The sequence below is a fragment of the Siminovitchia sp. FSL H7-0308 genome (assembly GCF_037980985.1).
GTDB lineage: Bacteria > Bacillota > Bacilli > Bacillales > Bacillaceae_C > Siminovitchia > Siminovitchia thermophila.
Genome location: NZ_CP150282.1, coordinates 1,348,066 through 1,364,940, shown reverse-complemented (window position 1 = coordinate 1,364,940; position 16,875 = coordinate 1,348,066). Strand labels below are relative to the sequence as shown.

General features: G+C 41.9%; 14 protein-coding genes. 5 read left to right on the top strand and 9 right to left on the bottom strand.

Features of this window, described 5'->3' with window-relative positions:
- Nucleotides 1–994: 994 nt before the first annotated feature.
- Nucleotides 995–1,252 carry a hypothetical protein gene (locus tag MHB50_RS06365; protein ID WP_339162716.1) on the bottom strand — a complete coding sequence of 86 codons (258 nt, stop codon included), beginning with the start codon at nt 1,250–1,252 and terminating at the stop codon, nt 995–997.
- 328 nt (nt 1,253–1,580) lie between these two features.
- Here MHB50_RS06365 and MHB50_RS06360 point away from each other — a divergent pair, with 328 nt between their 5' ends.
- On the top strand, nt 1,581–2,453 hold the full coding sequence (locus tag MHB50_RS06360) for a GNAT family N-acetyltransferase (RefSeq protein ID WP_340085052.1): 873 nt from the start codon (nt 1,581–1,583) through the stop codon (nt 2,451–2,453).
- 475 nt (nt 2,454–2,928) lie between these two features.
- Here MHB50_RS06360 and MHB50_RS06355 read toward each other — a convergent pair whose 3' ends face one another.
- From MHB50_RS06355 to MHB50_RS06320, 8 genes are all read right to left on the bottom strand, one after another.
- The gene (locus MHB50_RS06355; protein ID WP_340085051.1) at nt 2,929–4,500 is read right to left on the bottom strand and encodes a SagB family peptide dehydrogenase; all 1,572 of its coding nucleotides are present in this window, start codon (nt 4,498–4,500) and stop codon (nt 2,929–2,931) included.
- Between the two features lie 22 nt (nt 4,501–4,522).
- Nucleotides 4,523–6,466 carry a TOMM precursor leader peptide-binding protein gene (locus tag MHB50_RS06350; RefSeq protein WP_077114160.1) on the bottom strand — a complete coding sequence of 648 codons (1,944 nt, stop codon included), beginning with the start codon at nt 6,464–6,466 and terminating at the stop codon, nt 4,523–4,525.
- Nucleotides 6,463–8,424: a putative thiazole-containing bacteriocin maturation protein gene (locus MHB50_RS06345; RefSeq protein ID WP_340085049.1), complete on the bottom strand. Its 1,962-nt coding sequence runs from the start codon at nt 8,422–8,424 to the stop codon at nt 6,463–6,465. The genes MHB50_RS06350 and MHB50_RS06345 overlap by 4 nt, the downstream gene beginning before the upstream one ends.
- Before the next feature lie 80 nt (nt 8,425–8,504).
- The gene (locus MHB50_RS06340) at nt 8,505–8,786 is read right to left on the bottom strand and encodes a hypothetical protein (RefSeq protein WP_236017126.1); all 282 of its coding nucleotides are present in this window, start codon (nt 8,784–8,786) and stop codon (nt 8,505–8,507) included.
- A 311-nt stretch (nt 8,787–9,097) separates the two neighbouring features.
- Nucleotides 9,098–10,495: a S8 family peptidase gene (locus tag MHB50_RS06335; protein WP_340085048.1), complete on the bottom strand. Its 1,398-nt coding sequence runs from the start codon at nt 10,493–10,495 to the stop codon at nt 9,098–9,100.
- A 341-nt stretch (nt 10,496–10,836) separates the two neighbouring features.
- Nucleotides 10,837–11,070, bottom strand: coding sequence for a hypothetical protein (locus MHB50_RS06330; RefSeq protein ID WP_077114170.1), 234 nt, complete (start codon nt 11,068–11,070; stop codon nt 10,837–10,839).
- Between the two features lie 52 nt (nt 11,071–11,122).
- Complete coding sequence (locus tag MHB50_RS06325; RefSeq protein WP_077114172.1) at nt 11,123–11,848, bottom strand: MOSC N-terminal beta barrel domain-containing protein; 726 nt, start codon at nt 11,846–11,848, stop codon at nt 11,123–11,125.
- Nucleotides 11,849–12,398: 550 nt separating this feature from the next.
- A complete protein-coding gene (locus tag MHB50_RS06320) occupies nt 12,399–13,817 on the bottom strand; it encodes a PLP-dependent aminotransferase family protein (protein WP_340085047.1) in 1,419 nt (472 codons plus the stop codon).
- Between the two features lie 219 nt (nt 13,818–14,036).
- Between MHB50_RS06320 and MHB50_RS06315 the strand changes: the two genes are divergently transcribed.
- From MHB50_RS06315 to MHB50_RS06300, 4 genes are all read left to right on the top strand, one after another.
- Nucleotides 14,037–14,639, top strand: coding sequence for a LysE/ArgO family amino acid transporter (locus MHB50_RS06315; protein WP_205179804.1), 603 nt, complete (start codon nt 14,037–14,039; stop codon nt 14,637–14,639).
- Nucleotides 14,640–15,548: 909 nt separating this feature from the next.
- A complete protein-coding gene (locus MHB50_RS06310) occupies nt 15,549–15,644 on the top strand; it encodes a hypothetical protein (RefSeq protein WP_205179807.1) in 96 nt (31 codons plus the stop codon).
- Nucleotides 15,645–15,678: 34 nt separating this feature from the next.
- The gene (locus MHB50_RS06305; protein ID WP_205179809.1) at nt 15,679–15,855 is read left to right on the top strand and encodes a hypothetical protein; all 177 of its coding nucleotides are present in this window, start codon (nt 15,679–15,681) and stop codon (nt 15,853–15,855) included.
- Nucleotides 15,852–16,775 carry a YafY family protein gene (locus MHB50_RS06300; protein ID WP_205179811.1) on the top strand — a complete coding sequence of 308 codons (924 nt, stop codon included), beginning with the start codon at nt 15,852–15,854 and terminating at the stop codon, nt 16,773–16,775. The genes MHB50_RS06305 and MHB50_RS06300 overlap by 4 nt, the downstream gene beginning before the upstream one ends.
- Nucleotides 16,776–16,875 lie beyond the last annotated feature (100 nt).

The window sequence follows — 16,875 nt, the reverse complement described above, 5'->3', positions numbered from 1 at the left end:
ATACAAAAGGTTCAAGTGGGAGAAAACGGCACCTAAATGCCCGATTGGTTCAACTAACATTCAGTAGGAGCCCTACTGAATGAAGTTTCACTTTATACGTTTCCATCTCCGGTGATTCGGGCATTGTTCTTCCTCCATTGTTTGGGAACTGATATGTTCAGTATTCCTTAATATGAGAAAATGATGAGATCCATATAGAGGTATGATATAGTGGTGCTCTAAAATGATATAATGGAATAGAGTGCGACGACAGAAATGACTTGGACGGGCTACAGATTGACGGTAATTTCAATTCACGCCCCCCATATAGAGTGCGACGGAAATGGAGTTCAGCGAGAGCCGATGTCACGCACCCATAAAAGGTAGTGGACAATGCTTTTTTAAAAAACATGTGTGCAATATGGTGTGAAATAGTTCTGCAGCTGAAATGAACCCCGGAAGAAAAGGCGGCCCAATTTGGAAAGGGGCCATGAGGTTGACCTAAATTGACAGCAGTCAGATTATCAAATGGCGGGCTCATTCTTTATGATTTGCTACTTGAGTGTAGCGGCACGATTTTCAAATAGGTGCACGGCTGATCTCCCAAAAGGCCTTAGGATGGTTCCCTTTTCTTGATGGCAAAAGATAGCTTCAATCGGCAACAGTCCGGAGAAACTTTTCAACAGCCAATTTGATTTGCTTTTCAGGTCTGTTTTTCTTTCAATTGGAATGATCTCGATTGCGAACATTCATTTGCGCAAAGGAAGAATATAATTGATAGCCAAAACAAATTTCATTTCGGTACGATTGATGCAAAATATAGTGCTCATTTTTTTATTATCAACTCATACAGACTTAAACAATCGCCTTTTAACACAGCTAATGTTGAAGAAAAAATCTTATTTTTACTCTCGCTTTTCCATTTAAGAAATAACAACACGACTGACGATATCAACTACAATAATGTCAAGGCTTCACCCTCCATTTTAAAAGAGAAACATCATTAGCTTTAAAATCACTTTTGGGATACAAACATATATCTTGTAAAATAAGCTCCTAAAATCAATAAAATCATAGTGATAGACCAACTAAATAATCCTATAAAATCAAGCCAATAAGCTAATACGTTTGTTATAGCGATTAGATAAAAACAAATTGAGGTTAAAGCGCTTTTTATCCCTGTTACTCCAGCTTTTTTTCTCTTTTTTATCACAACATATATGGAAAATATGAGAGCGATTAGCAGAATTGCAGTTAAAATAATCGGTATCAATTTATGTGTCACCTCCACATTCTATTTTTTCTACGATTTACAACTCAAATAGTTTCGTTTTTCAATGAAATGTTTTTTTTACGGGCGTCATTGTACATTGCATTGATACTTTATGACATTACCTGATTTCATCGCTATTTTTTTCCTTGTGTAATACCAAACTTTGAAATTTTTCTCTGATTATACAATTAAGTTAACGAGAGAATGGCGACAGCTCTAGCAAATGGGCCATTTACTGGAGGAAAAATATCAAAAATGGCGTACTTATAAAATAACGTCCTAAAGATGGAGTATTTATAAAATATGTCCTAAAAAAGGAGAAATCATAATGGTCACATCCAATAAACAAATATTAACATTAGTGCCATTTGATAAATCTGATGTTCCAGGTTTAATCGAGCTGTCTGCATCAGTTGGATGGGATTATGATAAAAAAGAAATTGGAACTGTTCTGTCGTCAGGTAAAATATTTGGACATAAAAATGCCGAGGGGGAAATTGTGTCTAGTGCTGCAATCATTCCTTATGATACTTTTTTAGCTTCCATCGGTATGGTTATCGTTCATAAAAATTTTAGAGGTATGGGATTAGGGAAAGAGGCTACTAAAAAATGTATAGAAAGTGTTTCTAAGGAAACTGTCATTATGCTCATTGCAACAGAAGAAGGAAAACCCCTGTATGAAAAAATGGGCTTCAATACTGTTGATTTTGTCCATAAATATATATGTGATCATTATATAGCTAATACTAAACCGTTGAATAACAGTGAGATTATCATTGAAGAGTTTAGTGAAGTTGATATTGATGAATTACTGAAACTTGATGAGGATGCTTTTGGAGACAAAAGAAGCCGTTTTCTCATGGCTCGAATAAAACAATGTGAAAAATGCTTGGTTGTTAAAGATAATAATGGATTAATTGTGGGATATGGACTTTCCATTTCAGGGCCAATAAATCTCATATTGGGTCCCATTGTAGCACCAGACTACCAAACAGCAATAGTTTTAATAGATAAATTATCTTCTAAGCATCAAGGAAAATTAAGAATTGATGTCCCATCAGGTAATAATGAATTTATGATGTTATTGGAAAAAAGTGGATTTGTTAATGTAAATCAACCGCCCATAATGGTTATGAATGCTGTTAATATGCCTTCCAGAAACAATACATTAGTCGGAATTGCCGCCCAAGTTTTTGGGTAATTTGTAAAAACATCGACTTAAAAATAATATGCGGGTCTTTAAAAAATCTTGATAATAAGCAGACAACATGGCACCCTCTCCTTTTAAGATTCATGGGGGATTTTTTATGATTTCTCATACTTGACGACTAAAATCAACCAACCAGATAGCTCTTGAAGGCACTTTACATCTTTGGGAACTTGCCCCTTATCAACTATGCCCACACTGGGCGCACTAAAATAAGAGTCAATGAAAAAATCATCAACTCTTTTTACATCATCATCATCGCTCTTCATCCACATTATTAATAGAATCAGTTACCTCCAGCTTTCATTGCATTTTGTTTTGCTTGTGAACGAAATAATAACTGGTTTAGAATTTTAAGAGAGTTATTTACACACTATCCAAACGAGGGACGGAATGTTTTTATTTCAGACCAACATTCATTGTAAGTTATACAAAGTAGCAAAATCTACGTTTTTCATTCTTTTCTTCCCTAACTATGCAGATTTCCCCTTAACCAAGGTCGCTGTCGATACGGGCCAATCGGGATTTGAATGAGGCTGGTTTTTCCTTGTCGCCCCATGTTGTAAATCTCATCACACAATTTCGGAGCAAATCCCAGAAGTGGATGTCCCCCCATGTCGAGTGCCGATGCTGCCAATAGTATTCGTTGTACAAGCATGCCCGCTTCCATTTGTTGGATACGATATCCTCTGTACCCCAGTTCCGTTTTGAAGTAATCTTTGCTCCCTCCTACATGCAGGCAGAGCGGTATCTGAAACATATTTACATTACTTCCCGACAATCCGGATTGTAACAGTAATCGAAAATCTCCAGATTGTATCCGGCGTAATGCGTGAGCTGAGCGGTCATAACGATAAGCACCATCCGGAATACCCTCGATATGATACAAGCAACAGTAAAGTGAGACGCGTGGCTCATGCTCTTTTTGGTCAAGTCCATCCAAATCATTTCTGTATGAAAAAGAATCCATTGCCTCCTTCAGCAAAGTAGCCAACTGCAACTGACTTACCTTTCCCAAAACGAAATCTATATCTGGCGAAAATCGCTTTCTGCAGACTTCCGCTAAATCATATGACATTCGCTTCACGTGGGGCAAAGCAACTGCTTCGCCTTCACATTCAAAATTGCCCTCAACTTTGATTTGCCGAAACGATCTAGTTGTTTCCATCATGGATGCTTCATTCATTTTGGTTAACGCCTGATACTCTAAAACACTTCGGGACTGTGCATCGTGAACAGGTTGAATCGCCGGCAACTCTTGACACAAGTCAGTGCTAGAGAAAGCTGCGTCTGTGTCGATCTCATCCGCAAAGTTGCTTGTTGGCTCAACTGATAGCGGGATAACCGCATAAACGCTCTCCTCCTGTTCAGAAAGCCCAAGCAGGTGGTTGATGGCTCGATCAAGAAACTGAAAGTATACCCCAGAAGCGAGGCCAAAGCGCTTTGCCACTTCCAGTAACTGTCCAATCAACACACCGGCATCCAATCCTTGCAGACGATAGGAAAAATCATTGTACTTAAAGTAATTTTTCCAAAACATTGTCGACACAAAAACAGTACCAAAACAATCGGATATATGACATTGATTACAAAGAGCGCGCGATATATATGAATCGAAGTTTCCTTCCCGCAGTAACACCAATCGGTGATGTGCCACATCATAATGGTAAACACCCGCAGGAACATTCTCCAACTTTAGATAAATATACAATTCATTGGGATACAATGCGCCACCGGAAGGTACAAAACGCCGATGCGACTGCATGAAATCCATTTCGGCATCCAAGGAATTAACCGATTCGCAGAATTGAGTAATACCGAAGACATACCAAAGAAAATGACCAATTCCATATAAGTCAAGCTTTGAAAATGCTTCTCTGCCTTCAAGCGTCAGCGGCACTTCCAATGAAAGCGGAATCGCAGGCAAACCAAGGTAGAGCTTATACGAAAGCGGCGCATCGTCCCAATCTACTTCCCATTCTGCTGGGACTGCCTTATCAATGTTAAAATGGAGATTGTATAAAAATTCCTCTAAACTCATCCTCCTGCCTCCTAGCCATCGGTTACGGGAATGGATGTGGATATGGATTGAGTTGTTCCAATGTGAGCGGTTGTCTCTCATAACCGAGTTCCATTGGTACCTTGAGCACTCTATCCAGCCCTGTTAAGCGGGTAAGATGTTGCCCGAATGTCATCGGCAACATCCCTGGAATCAGTACTTTCACACAAAACAGTCCGTTTCGTCTGATTTCCGGTGTCGTTTGATCGACTACTATTACATCCAGGTTCAATCGGCTAAACACCTTAAGAACATCCCGCAGTTCATCAGTAAGATCTGCATGCCCTTCCCTGCATTTGAATTCATCTCCAAACGTTCGCAATGGACGATTATTTGCCAGCAAAAAATGCAAGCGTTCTTCCGCTTCCGGCAACCCATACAACATGCCATGATCATCCATCTTCCGCACAAGGGAAGAGTTTTGCAACATTCGCATATACTCCTGCTTATTAGTCTCAAAATGCTCATCGAGTATCAGCATCATGCCAGCCAACTCATGAACCGCGCTCTTCGCAGCTCTTATCGGATCCAGATGAGCACCAGCAGCACTGATGATATTTAGCCCCTCTTTTTTTCTGTTTTTCGCCAACACCAAAACACTTGGAATTCCGTTTTCCATCGTTGAGTTAAAAAAATACAGATCATATCCACCCACTGTCCGCACACGTTCAATCATCAGCTTTAACTCTTGGTCATCAGTGGAGAAAGGGTCTATGCGCGGGAGTGTCAGCTCGGCATACCAAGTTATCAGAAACGAATCACGCTCAACGACTTCCATAATACCGTAAAAAATGGCCTCCTCTAAACTTCCGCCTACTGCACATCCATTGGAAGTTTCATAGACAAAACCCCCTCCGCAGCCCAAGCTGTAATAAGCAAGCAACTCTGGAACCAAAATAGGTCGTTCGAGCAAAAATGAATAGCCCCACACCCAATTAATAGGTTGATCGGGATGAAATGCTTTAAAAGGAAAATCGGACTGTGCATACTGTTCTTGAGAGTGAACGCCTACTTTGATGGGATTGAGTGCCCGGTCTTCCAAATGACGAAAACTGTCATGAATGACTGTTCGTTTTCCAAGGGGAGACAGACCACAATGCCTCTCCAATCCTTCCAAAATAGCTGTGCACTCACTAATCATATATGAATGAGTCCTGCCAGCCACTCCTTCGTCCCCGCTGAACAATGGCAGATTGACACTTACATCGGCAAATGGCAGAACAAGCTCATACGTTTTAGCATTTAATAAACCAGTCCGATGATCGAGATAGTCTTTGATTAGTACATTTTTCAGCTCATCCATCGAACGGCAGCGGTAACTGTCGCTATGGATCTTAAGACTGGGCTGCAGAGAAATGCTGGCCCCTGCAGGTGAATCATTGGGTAAATGGCCGCAAAACGGGCATGATGGGTCGGGAAGAAACGAATGCCACGAACCCTTCAACGTTTTCAGATTCACTAAAAATAAGCGGCCTTCCGAGTAAGCCTGAGCGCCCTCCAATACTTTCCTTGCCTCCGCCTCAAGAAGGCAGGCCAGCTGTGATAGTCCCGTGCGCGATGCCCATGCGTCACGCGGCACTTCTCCGTACGCTTCCAGTCCCTTCTCTATTTCCCACATTTCATTGCGGTCTCGCCCAGCCATAAAGCGTCGCTTATCGGCACAATTGGAACATCCTGGTGTACCAGGACGTACAAGCGGTCCAATCACACCCTCTCCAAATGAAACAAAGCCTCGCAGCCACGGGATCCCGCTTGTCCGCAACACTTCTTCCGCCTTTTTATGAATGGAAGGATGCCACATATCATGTAATACTAGAACAAGATCAGCTGTTTCCGGTACCCCCGCCTCAAGATTGATACGGCGAACTACTATGTCTTGAGCGCACAGTTCTTTTGACATAATGTCTGCAAGCAACCCTTCTCCTACAACCGCCACTACAGCACTCATCGTGATCCCTCCTCCCGCAACAGCACACCAAATACGCCTGCGATTCCTTCTTTCAAAAATGGTTCCAAGGCCAAATCAAAGACTAAGAGCCTCTTGTTGTTACGCTCCAAAACTTGCATAGCGGAACGAATATCTGGTCCAGTTATCTTTTCACAAGCCGGGATTTCAAGTCTTAAGGGAATCTTTTCTTCCATTAAGATGGACGAAGCCTTCAATGTTTTCAACGTGAGTGAAGCTTCTTTGTTTTGGGCCTTCATAAGCACTTGTTGTAAAGCTTTTCTTAATGCCATTGTGATATTCAAATCTACACTGCCAAACCAGTTGTCCTTCGTACCGACCCATACCAAAGGGAAACCGGCCACTTCCTCTCCTAAACCAATAATTGGCATTCCCTGCATGGTGGCCAGTGATTCCAGATAAAACCGGCAGCGTTCATCCTCTATCTTAGCCAACTGCAATCGGGTAAAAGTCATTTTCTTATGGAACCGCTGCTTGTTCAGTTCCTCATCTAAACACCTTTGCAATCCCCGGCAAACACCTTCAACAAACGTTTCACCCGCACCAACGCCAATGAATTCCTGTACTGCCGCGCTTTCCTCTACTTCGTGAAATGAAGGAGTCATATCAAGCAAATCGACTGCTTGCGAAACATATGCTTCAATTCCGGCCAGACCAGCTTCCCTGCGTGCTTCCTCATGCGTCAGACCGGTACAAACGATTTCCGGCAACACCTCCGCAGGTCCCTCAGACAATATGTCGGCTACCTGAACCCGGCACTGAGCTAAAGGCAGTTGCTTCAAATCCCCCTCATCCCAAATATGGAAAATCCCGGATTCCTCTGATGTTAACTGATCGAAATAAAGAAGTAATTCATCCGGTTGAACATCTATGTCTGGTTTTCGTTCGCGACGCAATTCTAAATCTCTTACCCATTCAGCAGATAAACGTCGGCCTGCCACCAACGGATGGGGAAAAAAAGAATACCAGTTCCCTTCCAATGTATTCAGATCAAGCAGGTAGAATTGGTTGTTCGGTTCAGTTCCGGCCACTCTTGTAATCTCTTTAAACAAATCAAACACCATTACATTAGCCAACATTGCGCATGCTGTAGCAGAGAAACCGGGAGCCTGCTGTTCGCCAGAAAATACAGTTCTATGCACGCGCCTCCACGCAGACTCCCAACACCCCTTAGAGTCCGGACGCACCAACGGACCTGCCAGTCCCACATGCTGTTGGCAAATAGCTGGGAAAAAAGTCTTCTTCTCTTCCCTGCAAATCGTATGAAGAACTCTCAATTCCTCTATATCTCCCTCTTGAGATACATACAATATGAAATCAAACGGTTGAACAACCTCTCGCCAAGCACTTATCCCCTCCTTCTGAAAGCGGATCTCTTCTACCTCCACTTCGCTGTCTGTTTTACAAGAGTGTGCCACAATCTCCTTCAATCGCTGTCTATTGGTCGGTACAGTATCCATCATTAACATTTGGAACTTTGGCAAACCGGATTGAAGCAACGAGGATACCAACGAGACGAAAAAAGGACCAGAGCCGACTGCCAACACTTTGGACTGACGATAGGTTTGAAATCGGTTCGCACCAGAACCTCCCAGACTATCTAAAAACTCAATTTGAGAAGCATATTCTTTAACAACCTGATCCATCAACTGATGCGGAAGATCTTGGCTCACATCCCGAACATATCCATTCCGGTACAGTACTTCAGCAATTTCATAGATACGATCCCGGTATGAACCTGGTAATTCCTCCGTTAAATCTTCCAGCGTGTACTCACCGTTAAACATCGGCAATAACTTTTCAATCCACTGATCGATTGCGCTTCCTTCCATGCGGAAAGAACTGACGTTATTTCGGAAATACACACTATTGTTTGAATCAGGGAGAAAAAACGTATCTCTTTTCACCTTCAAGCGCATATCAGGGGTCACATTTGGCATTCCGCTCCTCCTTACCCTTAACTGAATCATCATTATCAATATAATGTTATGTAAAGGAACTTGTTTCTTATGTTAATCTTTTAAAAAAAAGTCCCCGCACAACTTATACAGGGACCTTTGGTATTTTTTTTAACCACCGCATCGACCACCGCAACGGCCGCCGCATCGACCGCCACAACGACCACCACAGCCGCCACCACAACTATAGCAACGGTAACAACTAAAACAACTATAGCAGTTAGAACAATTGAAACAATTAAAACAACTATAACATCGAAAACAACCGCCATAGCCGCCAAAAACGCCGAATTGTCGAGAGGAATCCAAATTGTACTGGCTATAGTCCCAAGGAATTGCCTCACTTGCTTGGAAATCACCCACATTTAACATTTGTAGTTCGTTTTGGAAATCGTTCATTTTTGCCGCCTCCGAAAATGTAATGAAAAGATCTTCCAGAAGTATGGAAAGGTGAACAAAACCAAATGGAATTACAAATGTGTAACTGCTGATTTTAAGTCCACCTGTACTTCAATACTCACAAATTATGAACGATGGGTGGGTATTGTTACTGATTCCAATGCCTATTTTTTATGAGTATTCGTACAACTGTTCATATAGCAAGAAGATCAATCATCAGCTCTAAAGGCGGCTGAGCAAACACTCGAATCAGCTGTCAGCCGCCAAATTGATTAAACCACTCTCGGGCCCGTCCAAAAGGCCTTGTTCTATTATAGGCTACCCGCAATGCTTTCGTATTATCTATAATCCCGTTCCCGTAGTAAATGTCTGGGCCGTTCCTTCCAATATTTTGTGTTGTTTGTGTGATGATATCCAGCACTTCCGTGTTCTTCATATCCGGATTTACAGAACGGATGAGGCCAGCCAAAGCGCTGACATGGGGAGCAGCCATAGATGTGCCGCTGAGACTTGCATACTGCCCGTCCGTAAAAGTGCTGGGAATATAAACTCCAGGCGCCGCTATGTCAATATGATCCCCAAAGTTGGAGAAATGAGCCCGCTTTCCTTCCCAATCGACCGCAGCTACACTGATGACCCCCGGCAGGGCTGCCGGGAAGCTCGGCTGAATTGTATTATCATTTCCGGCCGCTGCGATGACAATGATATCTTTTTCCAATGCGTAACGAATGGCGTCCTTTAAAATGACAGAGGGCTGATAATTCCCCAAGCTCAGGTTGATGACGTTAGCCCCATGATCGGCCGCCCAGCGAATGCCCTCAGCCACATCAAAGGAACCGCCAATTCCTTCGGCATTCATCACTTTTACCGGCATAATCGGGTTATACCATGTAATTCCCGCCACCCCTTCGGCATTATTCGTCACCGCCGCGATAATCCCGGCTACATGAGTGCCATGTCCATTATCGTCATCCGGATTGTCATTTTGAGCAAGAACATTATACCCCTCTGCCAACCGGCCGGATAAATCAGGGTGATCCAAATCCACACCTGTGTCAACTACGGCAATTTTTACATCTTCCGAACCCCGCGTGACATTCCATCCTCTTTCTGTTCCGATCGCCGGCAGATTCCATTGATAATTGCGAAAAAAAGTATCGTTCACTTCATTTTGCAAATAAATATAATGCGGTTCAGCAAACGCAACTTGATCGTTTTGGGTAAAATATTGTATCAATTCAGCCGTGGATTGGCTATTTGATTGAAAAATATAGACGGAATCGAGTTTTTTCTTCAGTTCCCCGTCAATTTCCCGGACTATTTTATGGATTTCCGCTTCAGTAGGAGGACCTTTAAAATCCACAACGGCTTCTTTATCGTAGTAATGACTTTGATCCTTCTCATTATGGCGGATGATTTTGATAGAGGGGTTGCTGTTCAATTTCATTTTTATATTGTTGCCGACAGAAAGCATATCTACTTTTTGAATACGGGAACTTTCTTGCTGTAAGTTATTCACTTGTAAATTTCTGACACTCTGCTCTTCGTTGGAGTGAAAAGGCTCTTGTTCCGCCTGCCTTTGAAAATTCACTCCCATAATAGCCGCAAACCCCAAAATAAAGAATAAAGTAATGATAATGGCCTTTCTTCGCATAGTTGCACCTCAAATTGTGACATGAAAATGGGAGCAAATGATCCCTGTTTACCGTATATCCTGTCCAACATGAATTATTTTATAATGGGCAAATTCAGCCCATAAAAAAATGAGTTGACGGATAAACCATCAACTCAGGGATCAAGATAAAAGGAGCCAAATTTTTATAAAAATCAGCCCTGACAAAGCAGATATTCGGTTTTCCCTTCCTTACTTGGGAGGTGGCCGTCTGGCTTTTTTTGGTTTTTGGCTGTTTCATTCTAATCATATTCCCATTAAAAACTGGAAAGCTTTTTTCGAAAAAAAAACAAGGACAGGCTTTCTCCCCCTGTCCTTGCACATTATCCGGAAAACTTCGCGCCGAATTCTTTCATGATCGCTTCAACCTCTTCAACATGTTCCGGTTTTAACAAGCTTTTCATTCTGGGCATAAAGCTCTTGAGATAGCTTTGGTCAAAACTTCTTTCATCCAGTTTCTGAAAGCTTTCGGAAAGTAACACTTCGGCTTTGTCCTGCTCGCCCTCTTTTACTCTTTCCAAAATAAACGACTTGAATTTCTGTTGTCCTGGATTCATCAGCATGCCCCCTATCATGTTCATTCTTCTATTATAATCGTTTTAACGCAGATCAATCCATAAGAAATACTTCATCTCCCACCTGGATGTCACCGGTTTTTATGACAGAAGCATAAACACCAAAATGATTATTCCTTTCTTTAACAACTGTTTTGAGCAAGCTGGGGTCCCGTTCCGCATGATTGGGGTCGACCGTGATGATCATGCATCTTTCACAATGTCTTTTTAGCTCTATTTCAACTTGCTTGCCTATTTTTATTTTTTGGCCAAACCATTCCTCTTCGATAAAAGGGATTTTATCTTTTAAAGAAATCAATAGATTGGGACGAAAACGTCGATAATTGACCGATTTCCCCCATATTTCTTGCAGTTTTTCGACGGAGGCATCCGTTACAAGTTGAATATGCTCCTCTTCTATAGCCCCGAGAGGAACTTGCTCGGGTGTATAAACAATTGACGCTACTTCCCTGTTTGCTCTATTTTCAATATCCTTTATCAGATCTTCATCTCCCCAGTTAAACACTTTTCCAGCTGGGGTCGTTATTTCCACTCTAGGATACCGCGTCATCGATTCCTCTCCCGCAAATCTCGCTTTATAGCGGACCATTCCCGGAAATTGAGTAATGGTTAAAAACTTCCCGGGGCGCTTTTTATCTAAAAAGGCGTGGCTTCGATCACCGTATAAGCCATACGCCATTACTTTTGTCTTATTAACGCTCTCTCCGTGAAAAGATTTTACAGGATGACGAACAATTTCCTTGATATGGCCGATCAGCATTGTATTCCTCCCGCATCTGTTTTATTCAATGGTAACATGCCGGTAACAGCTTCAACACTATATTACTAATTTTCCGCTGATAAGATAAATCCTTGAAAATGAAGAAAATAGCAGCCTGGTAAAAGTGATCGCACCGAATGAAAATACGTTTGTACATTCTAGTTAGTGAACTTTCTGAACTTTTGCTAGGCGGTGATTTCCCGGGAAGGAATCCCGGCTTTTTATATCAAATTGAAAAATATGTATATCTTTCCTCTGCCAACTTATTGTTTTATCCAGCATGTAAGGTGCCGTAAGACTACCACTTCAAAATTTTGGGTGAATACAAAAGGTCCAAGTGGGAGATAACGGCACCTAAATGCCCGATTCGTTCAACTAACATTCAGTAGAAGAGGGAAGAAAACGCCTACTGAATGAAGTTTCACTTTATCCCGCATGTAAGGTGCCATATACACCACTTCAAGACCTGAGTTGATACAAAAGGTCTAAGTGGGAGAAAACAAACTAACATTCAGTAGGAGAGGGAAGAAAACGTCTACTGAATGAAGTTTCACTTTATAAGCTCCAATAAAATAAGCAACCCTTCTTTTAATTCTTCCAACGACGCATAGGCGTATGAAAGGCGAATATGATGTAAATCCCTTGTTTCATAAATGTAGCCCGGATTAATTAAGACATGATAGTGAAGCAATTTTAAAAAAAGAGCCTTGTTGACGACCGGTTCATGGAACCTGAGCCATATGTAAAAACCGCCCTCCGAGTTTTTCCAACTGGCCACCTTCTGAAAGTGCTGTTCTAATAATCCTTCTACAAATGCCGCTCTTCTCTTCAATTGAGTACGGAGATTTTCCAAGTGAATGTCGTATAAACCGGTCGATATCCAGTGAGCAACAATTTCTTGGGAAAAGGCGCTTGAACCATAATCTGTTTGCATCTTAATATCTGCTAATCTTTTCACAACAGGTTCAGGCGCAACTACCCAACCAATCCTTAAACCCGGGCTTAGTGTCTTGGAAACACTGCCGATATATAGCACTTGTCCTGATGTGTCAAACGACTTGATAGGAGGAGATGGCCGCTGAAATAATAATTCATGGTATACATCATCTTCAATAATGGGAATTTGCAGCTCTTTGCACACTTCATACAAATGTTTCTTTTCCTCCAAAGACCAACTATGCCCCGTCGGATTGTTTAATGTCGGCACACAATAAAATAAAGATTGCCTGTTTCTCTTAATTTTTCGCAAATGGCCAGCCAAGCGACTATTTCGTAAAACAGATATCATACGCATGCCGGCTGATTGAAAAGGATGGACGGAATGTAAATATGAGGGCTGTTCCTGGAATACAATCGAGCCCTGTTCTAATAGGCCCATGGCAATTAATTGAAGCGCTTGAAGCGCACCGGAAACAATCAGTATGTTTTCCGGAGCGGTTTCGATTCCCCTGGCTTTTAAATACTTACATAAAATGCCGCGCAACTTTTCGCTTCCTTGCGGCGAGGAATAACCGATTGCCTTTTGTTCAAGTGATATTTCTTGTAAAGACTGCTCCAGCAGTTTTGTTGGCAGCAATTCAGGTGATAATTCACCTGTTCCAAGCCGGATGATCCGATCATTTTGTTCAAACTCATTGATCAGTTGAATCGTATGATAGTTCGGTTTATAGATACTTGATTCAATATGCTTCTTCCAATTCGGCTGGGCTTTTCTCAAATGCATGTTCCAAACATTATTCGCCACGTATACGCCTGATCCGACCTTCGATTCCAGCCACCCATCCGCCCGTAATTCATCAAGAGCGAGCTGCACCGTACTGCGATTCACTTCACACTGTGCCGCAAGCTGACGCTGTGTCGGAAGTTTCGTACCAACTGTCCAATCCCCTCTCTCAATTCTGGACTTGATCCATTCAACAATTTGTTCATGAATCGTCAAATGAGAGTGTCGATTCGGTTTCCAACTCATCCTATCACCCCTAAATTGGATGGATAGAAAACCATCCAATTGGCTGTTTTCTTTTAGATGTAACATAGTACGCTAGAATTAGAAAGAAAAAAAGAGTAGGCCGATTCGGTTTCCCATTCGCCTCACCATCCCTAAATGGTTGGGCTAAAAACCATCCAATTGGCCGTTTTCTTTTAGTTGTAACATAGTGCGCTAGAATTAGAAAGGAAGCTGATCGTTTTGGAAAGCATTCTACACGGAATCATCTTGGCATTCGGCCTCATTTTGCCTTTAGGTGTGCAGAATGTATTTATATTTTCACAAGGGGCCACCCAGCCAAAATGGATTTGGTCCCTGCCTGCGGCTATTACAGCCGGTCTATGCGATACATTGTTGATTCTTTTGGCCATCTTAGGAGTATCCGCCATTGTGTTGCAATTTGAATGGCTGCGGATGGGCCTCATGGCTGCAGGCATTTTATTTTTACTTTACATGGGGTACGTAATTTGGAGGGCAAAACCCGCAACAACTGAGACGAATAAAGCATTGCCAATCCGCCAGCAAATCATTTTTGCCTTGTCCGTCTCTTTATTAAATCCCCATGCTATCTTGGATATCATCGGCGTCATTGGGACAAGCGCTTTAAAATATACCGGATGGGAACAAATTCTTTTTACAATTTCCTGCATTTCAGTGTCCTGGATTTGGTTCTTTGGATTAACAGCGGCGGGCCGGATCATGAAGCAACTGGATGGCGGAGGAAAATTAATGAACATCTTCAACAAGTGCTCAGCGCTGTTTATATGGGGAACTGCGCTTTATCTCATGCTTGACTTTATTTGAACAGCCCCTTCAAGCTGAAAATAATTTTTTGCATCCCTGACATAATGCTGTCAAGGAGTTGCTGTATAGTCTTTTATATATTGACTGCAGGAACGAACCGTTATGGCTGAATATCAAATGATGCGATTGGTTGGTTTGCAAGAAAATCATGTAAAAAATGTGTCACTCACGATTCCAAAGAAGAAGCTTACGGTGTTCACCGGCGTTTCCGGATCAGGCAGTTCGATACAATCAGTAAGGGTCAGTTGAATCAAACTTTTACGACATATATTTAAAATAGATTGCCGACGCCCAGTCAACCAAACACATTGTCCATCGAGAATCTTTCCCCTGCGGTAGTCATTAGGAGGAAATGTCGTTCAGCGCTCGGTACAATCACAGATATTGATTCATTCTTACGATTATTATTTTCCCGCATGGAAGAATCCGATGTTTTCTCATTCAATCATCCAAAAGGGACGGTCGCCCTCGGCAACCTATACAGGTATAATGGATACGATAAGAGATTCCTTTGCCCAAGCTTTTTAGTTTCAACTCAAAAGGAGCTTGCCCCGAATGTCAGGGGAACGGATTTATTTATATCGATCTCGCATTCCCCGAAAGTGTTAGAGCTCCTTATGAGAGATGTCATGGCAAACGGTTTAAAGAAGCAGTTCTCCAGTATACATTAAATGGCAAATCCATATAGAATGTTTTAGATCTGACAGTGATGAATGCATGTGCATTTTTTTCGGAGTAAAGAGATCGTTGGCAATTTAAAAACATTATCGGAAGTGGGCCTAGACGACATGACATTGGACCAGCCACTTGACACACTATCTGGTGGAGAGGGCATTCTCCGGGTGAAGAAAGATTCCTAGCGAATTAAGCCAGCCGCTTAATACACTATCTGGTGGAAAGTGTCAGGGAGTGAAACTGGCAAGCGCGTTGCATCGAACCGGAAACATCTACGTGCTTGACGAGCCGACAACTGGACTTCATATGTCCGATATCGAGCTATCTTGAATCGTTTGATTGATAATGGAAGTAGTTATTGCCATTGAACACAATAGATATGATCAAACAAGCGGGTTGGATCATTGACCTTGGACCCGGTGGCGGAAAGAAAGGAGGAGAAATCATGTTTGCTGGTACACCATATGATTTCACAACAAAGAGCAACTCCCTAACCGCACAATATATAAGAAAAGATTTTCAACAGAGGGATGAACATTGAAAATCGAGCGTCTATTTGGAATCACTGTCTTGCTAATCCATCGAAAAAGAATGAAAGCGGCAGAGCTATCCAGGTACTTTGAAGTATCGGAGAGAACGATCTACAGAGATATCAATTCTCTAAGCCGTGCAGGGATTCCCATCCTGTCACTTCCCGGCCAAGAGGGCGGTTATGAATTAATGGAGGGATTTCGATTAGATAAAAAATACCTGACGTTAGACGATCTGCTTTCTATACAATGGGCATTGAAAAGCGTAGAAAACGCAACCGGCTTAAAAGATATTGAGTCTTTGCTTGCAAAAGTCAACCAGTTAATTGATCCAGAATCAATACAGGATCATTGTGTCCATTTTCAAATTTCGCAGTCAAGTGATCTTACGCAGCATCATATTCAAGTCATTTATCACTCGATTCAACATAGCAGAGTGATCAGAATACGATATGTTGACTATAACGGCAATGAAACAGAGCGATATATTGAACCTATGGCTATTTTTTTAAAAGATTACAACTGGTACACTTGGGCTTATTGTTTATTGCGACATGAGCTTCGGGTATTCAAACTCACACGTATCATCGAAACACTTAACACAGATCGCTATTTTACGAGACGTCCTTATACAATGGAGGATATAGACGCAAAGAAGAATGGGAAATCGGAAAACAACGCAATCCCATTCACAGTGCGCCTCCAGTTTAGTCAAGAGGCGAGAGCACAAGTGCTGGATAATTTCAGGGAAGACGAAATAATGAATCATCCAGATGGGACAATAAGTGTAACGAAAGAATATTACACCATTGATCAAGCCCTTACCCACATTATCAGTTATAGAAACAAAGTCCGTATCTTGCATCCGAAAGAATTGATTCACAAGTTTATAACTTGTTTAGATGACATGAAAAACATATATAAAGAATAAAATCGCCATGAAATGGAAAACCAAGAAACCTTCATGCCATAACATTATACATTTTTCCTTAACTAGATTGACAGACGGCTGAACAACCAATATGAAATTC

Excerpts from the sequence above, each read along its gene's own strand:
- MHB50_RS06360 (WP_340085052.1), top strand. The coding sequence starts at position 1,581 with ATGGTCACATCCAATAAACAAATATTAACATTAGTGCCATTTGATAAA.
- MHB50_RS06355 (WP_340085051.1), bottom strand. The coding sequence starts at position 4,500 with ATGAGTTTAGAGGAATTTTTATACAATCTCCATTTTAACATTGATAAG.
- MHB50_RS06350 (WP_077114160.1), bottom strand. The coding sequence starts at position 6,466 with ATGAGTGCTGTAGTGGCGGTTGTAGGAGAAGGGTTGCTTGCAGACATT.
- MHB50_RS06345 (WP_340085049.1), bottom strand. The coding sequence starts at position 8,424 with ATGCCAAATGTGACCCCTGATATGCGCTTGAAGGTGAAAAGAGATACG.
- MHB50_RS06335 (WP_340085048.1), bottom strand. The coding sequence starts at position 10,495 with ATGCGAAGAAAGGCCATTATCATTACTTTATTCTTTATTTTGGGGTTT.
- MHB50_RS06330 (WP_077114170.1), bottom strand. The coding sequence starts at position 11,070 with ATGAATCCAGGACAACAGAAATTCAAGTCGTTTATTTTGGAAAGAGTA.
- MHB50_RS06325 (WP_077114172.1), bottom strand. The coding sequence starts at position 11,848 with ATGCTGATCGGCCATATCAAGGAAATTGTTCGTCATCCTGTAAAATCT.
- MHB50_RS06320 (WP_340085047.1), bottom strand. The coding sequence starts at position 13,817 with ATGAGTTGGAAACCGAATCGACACTCTCATTTGACGATTCATGAACAA.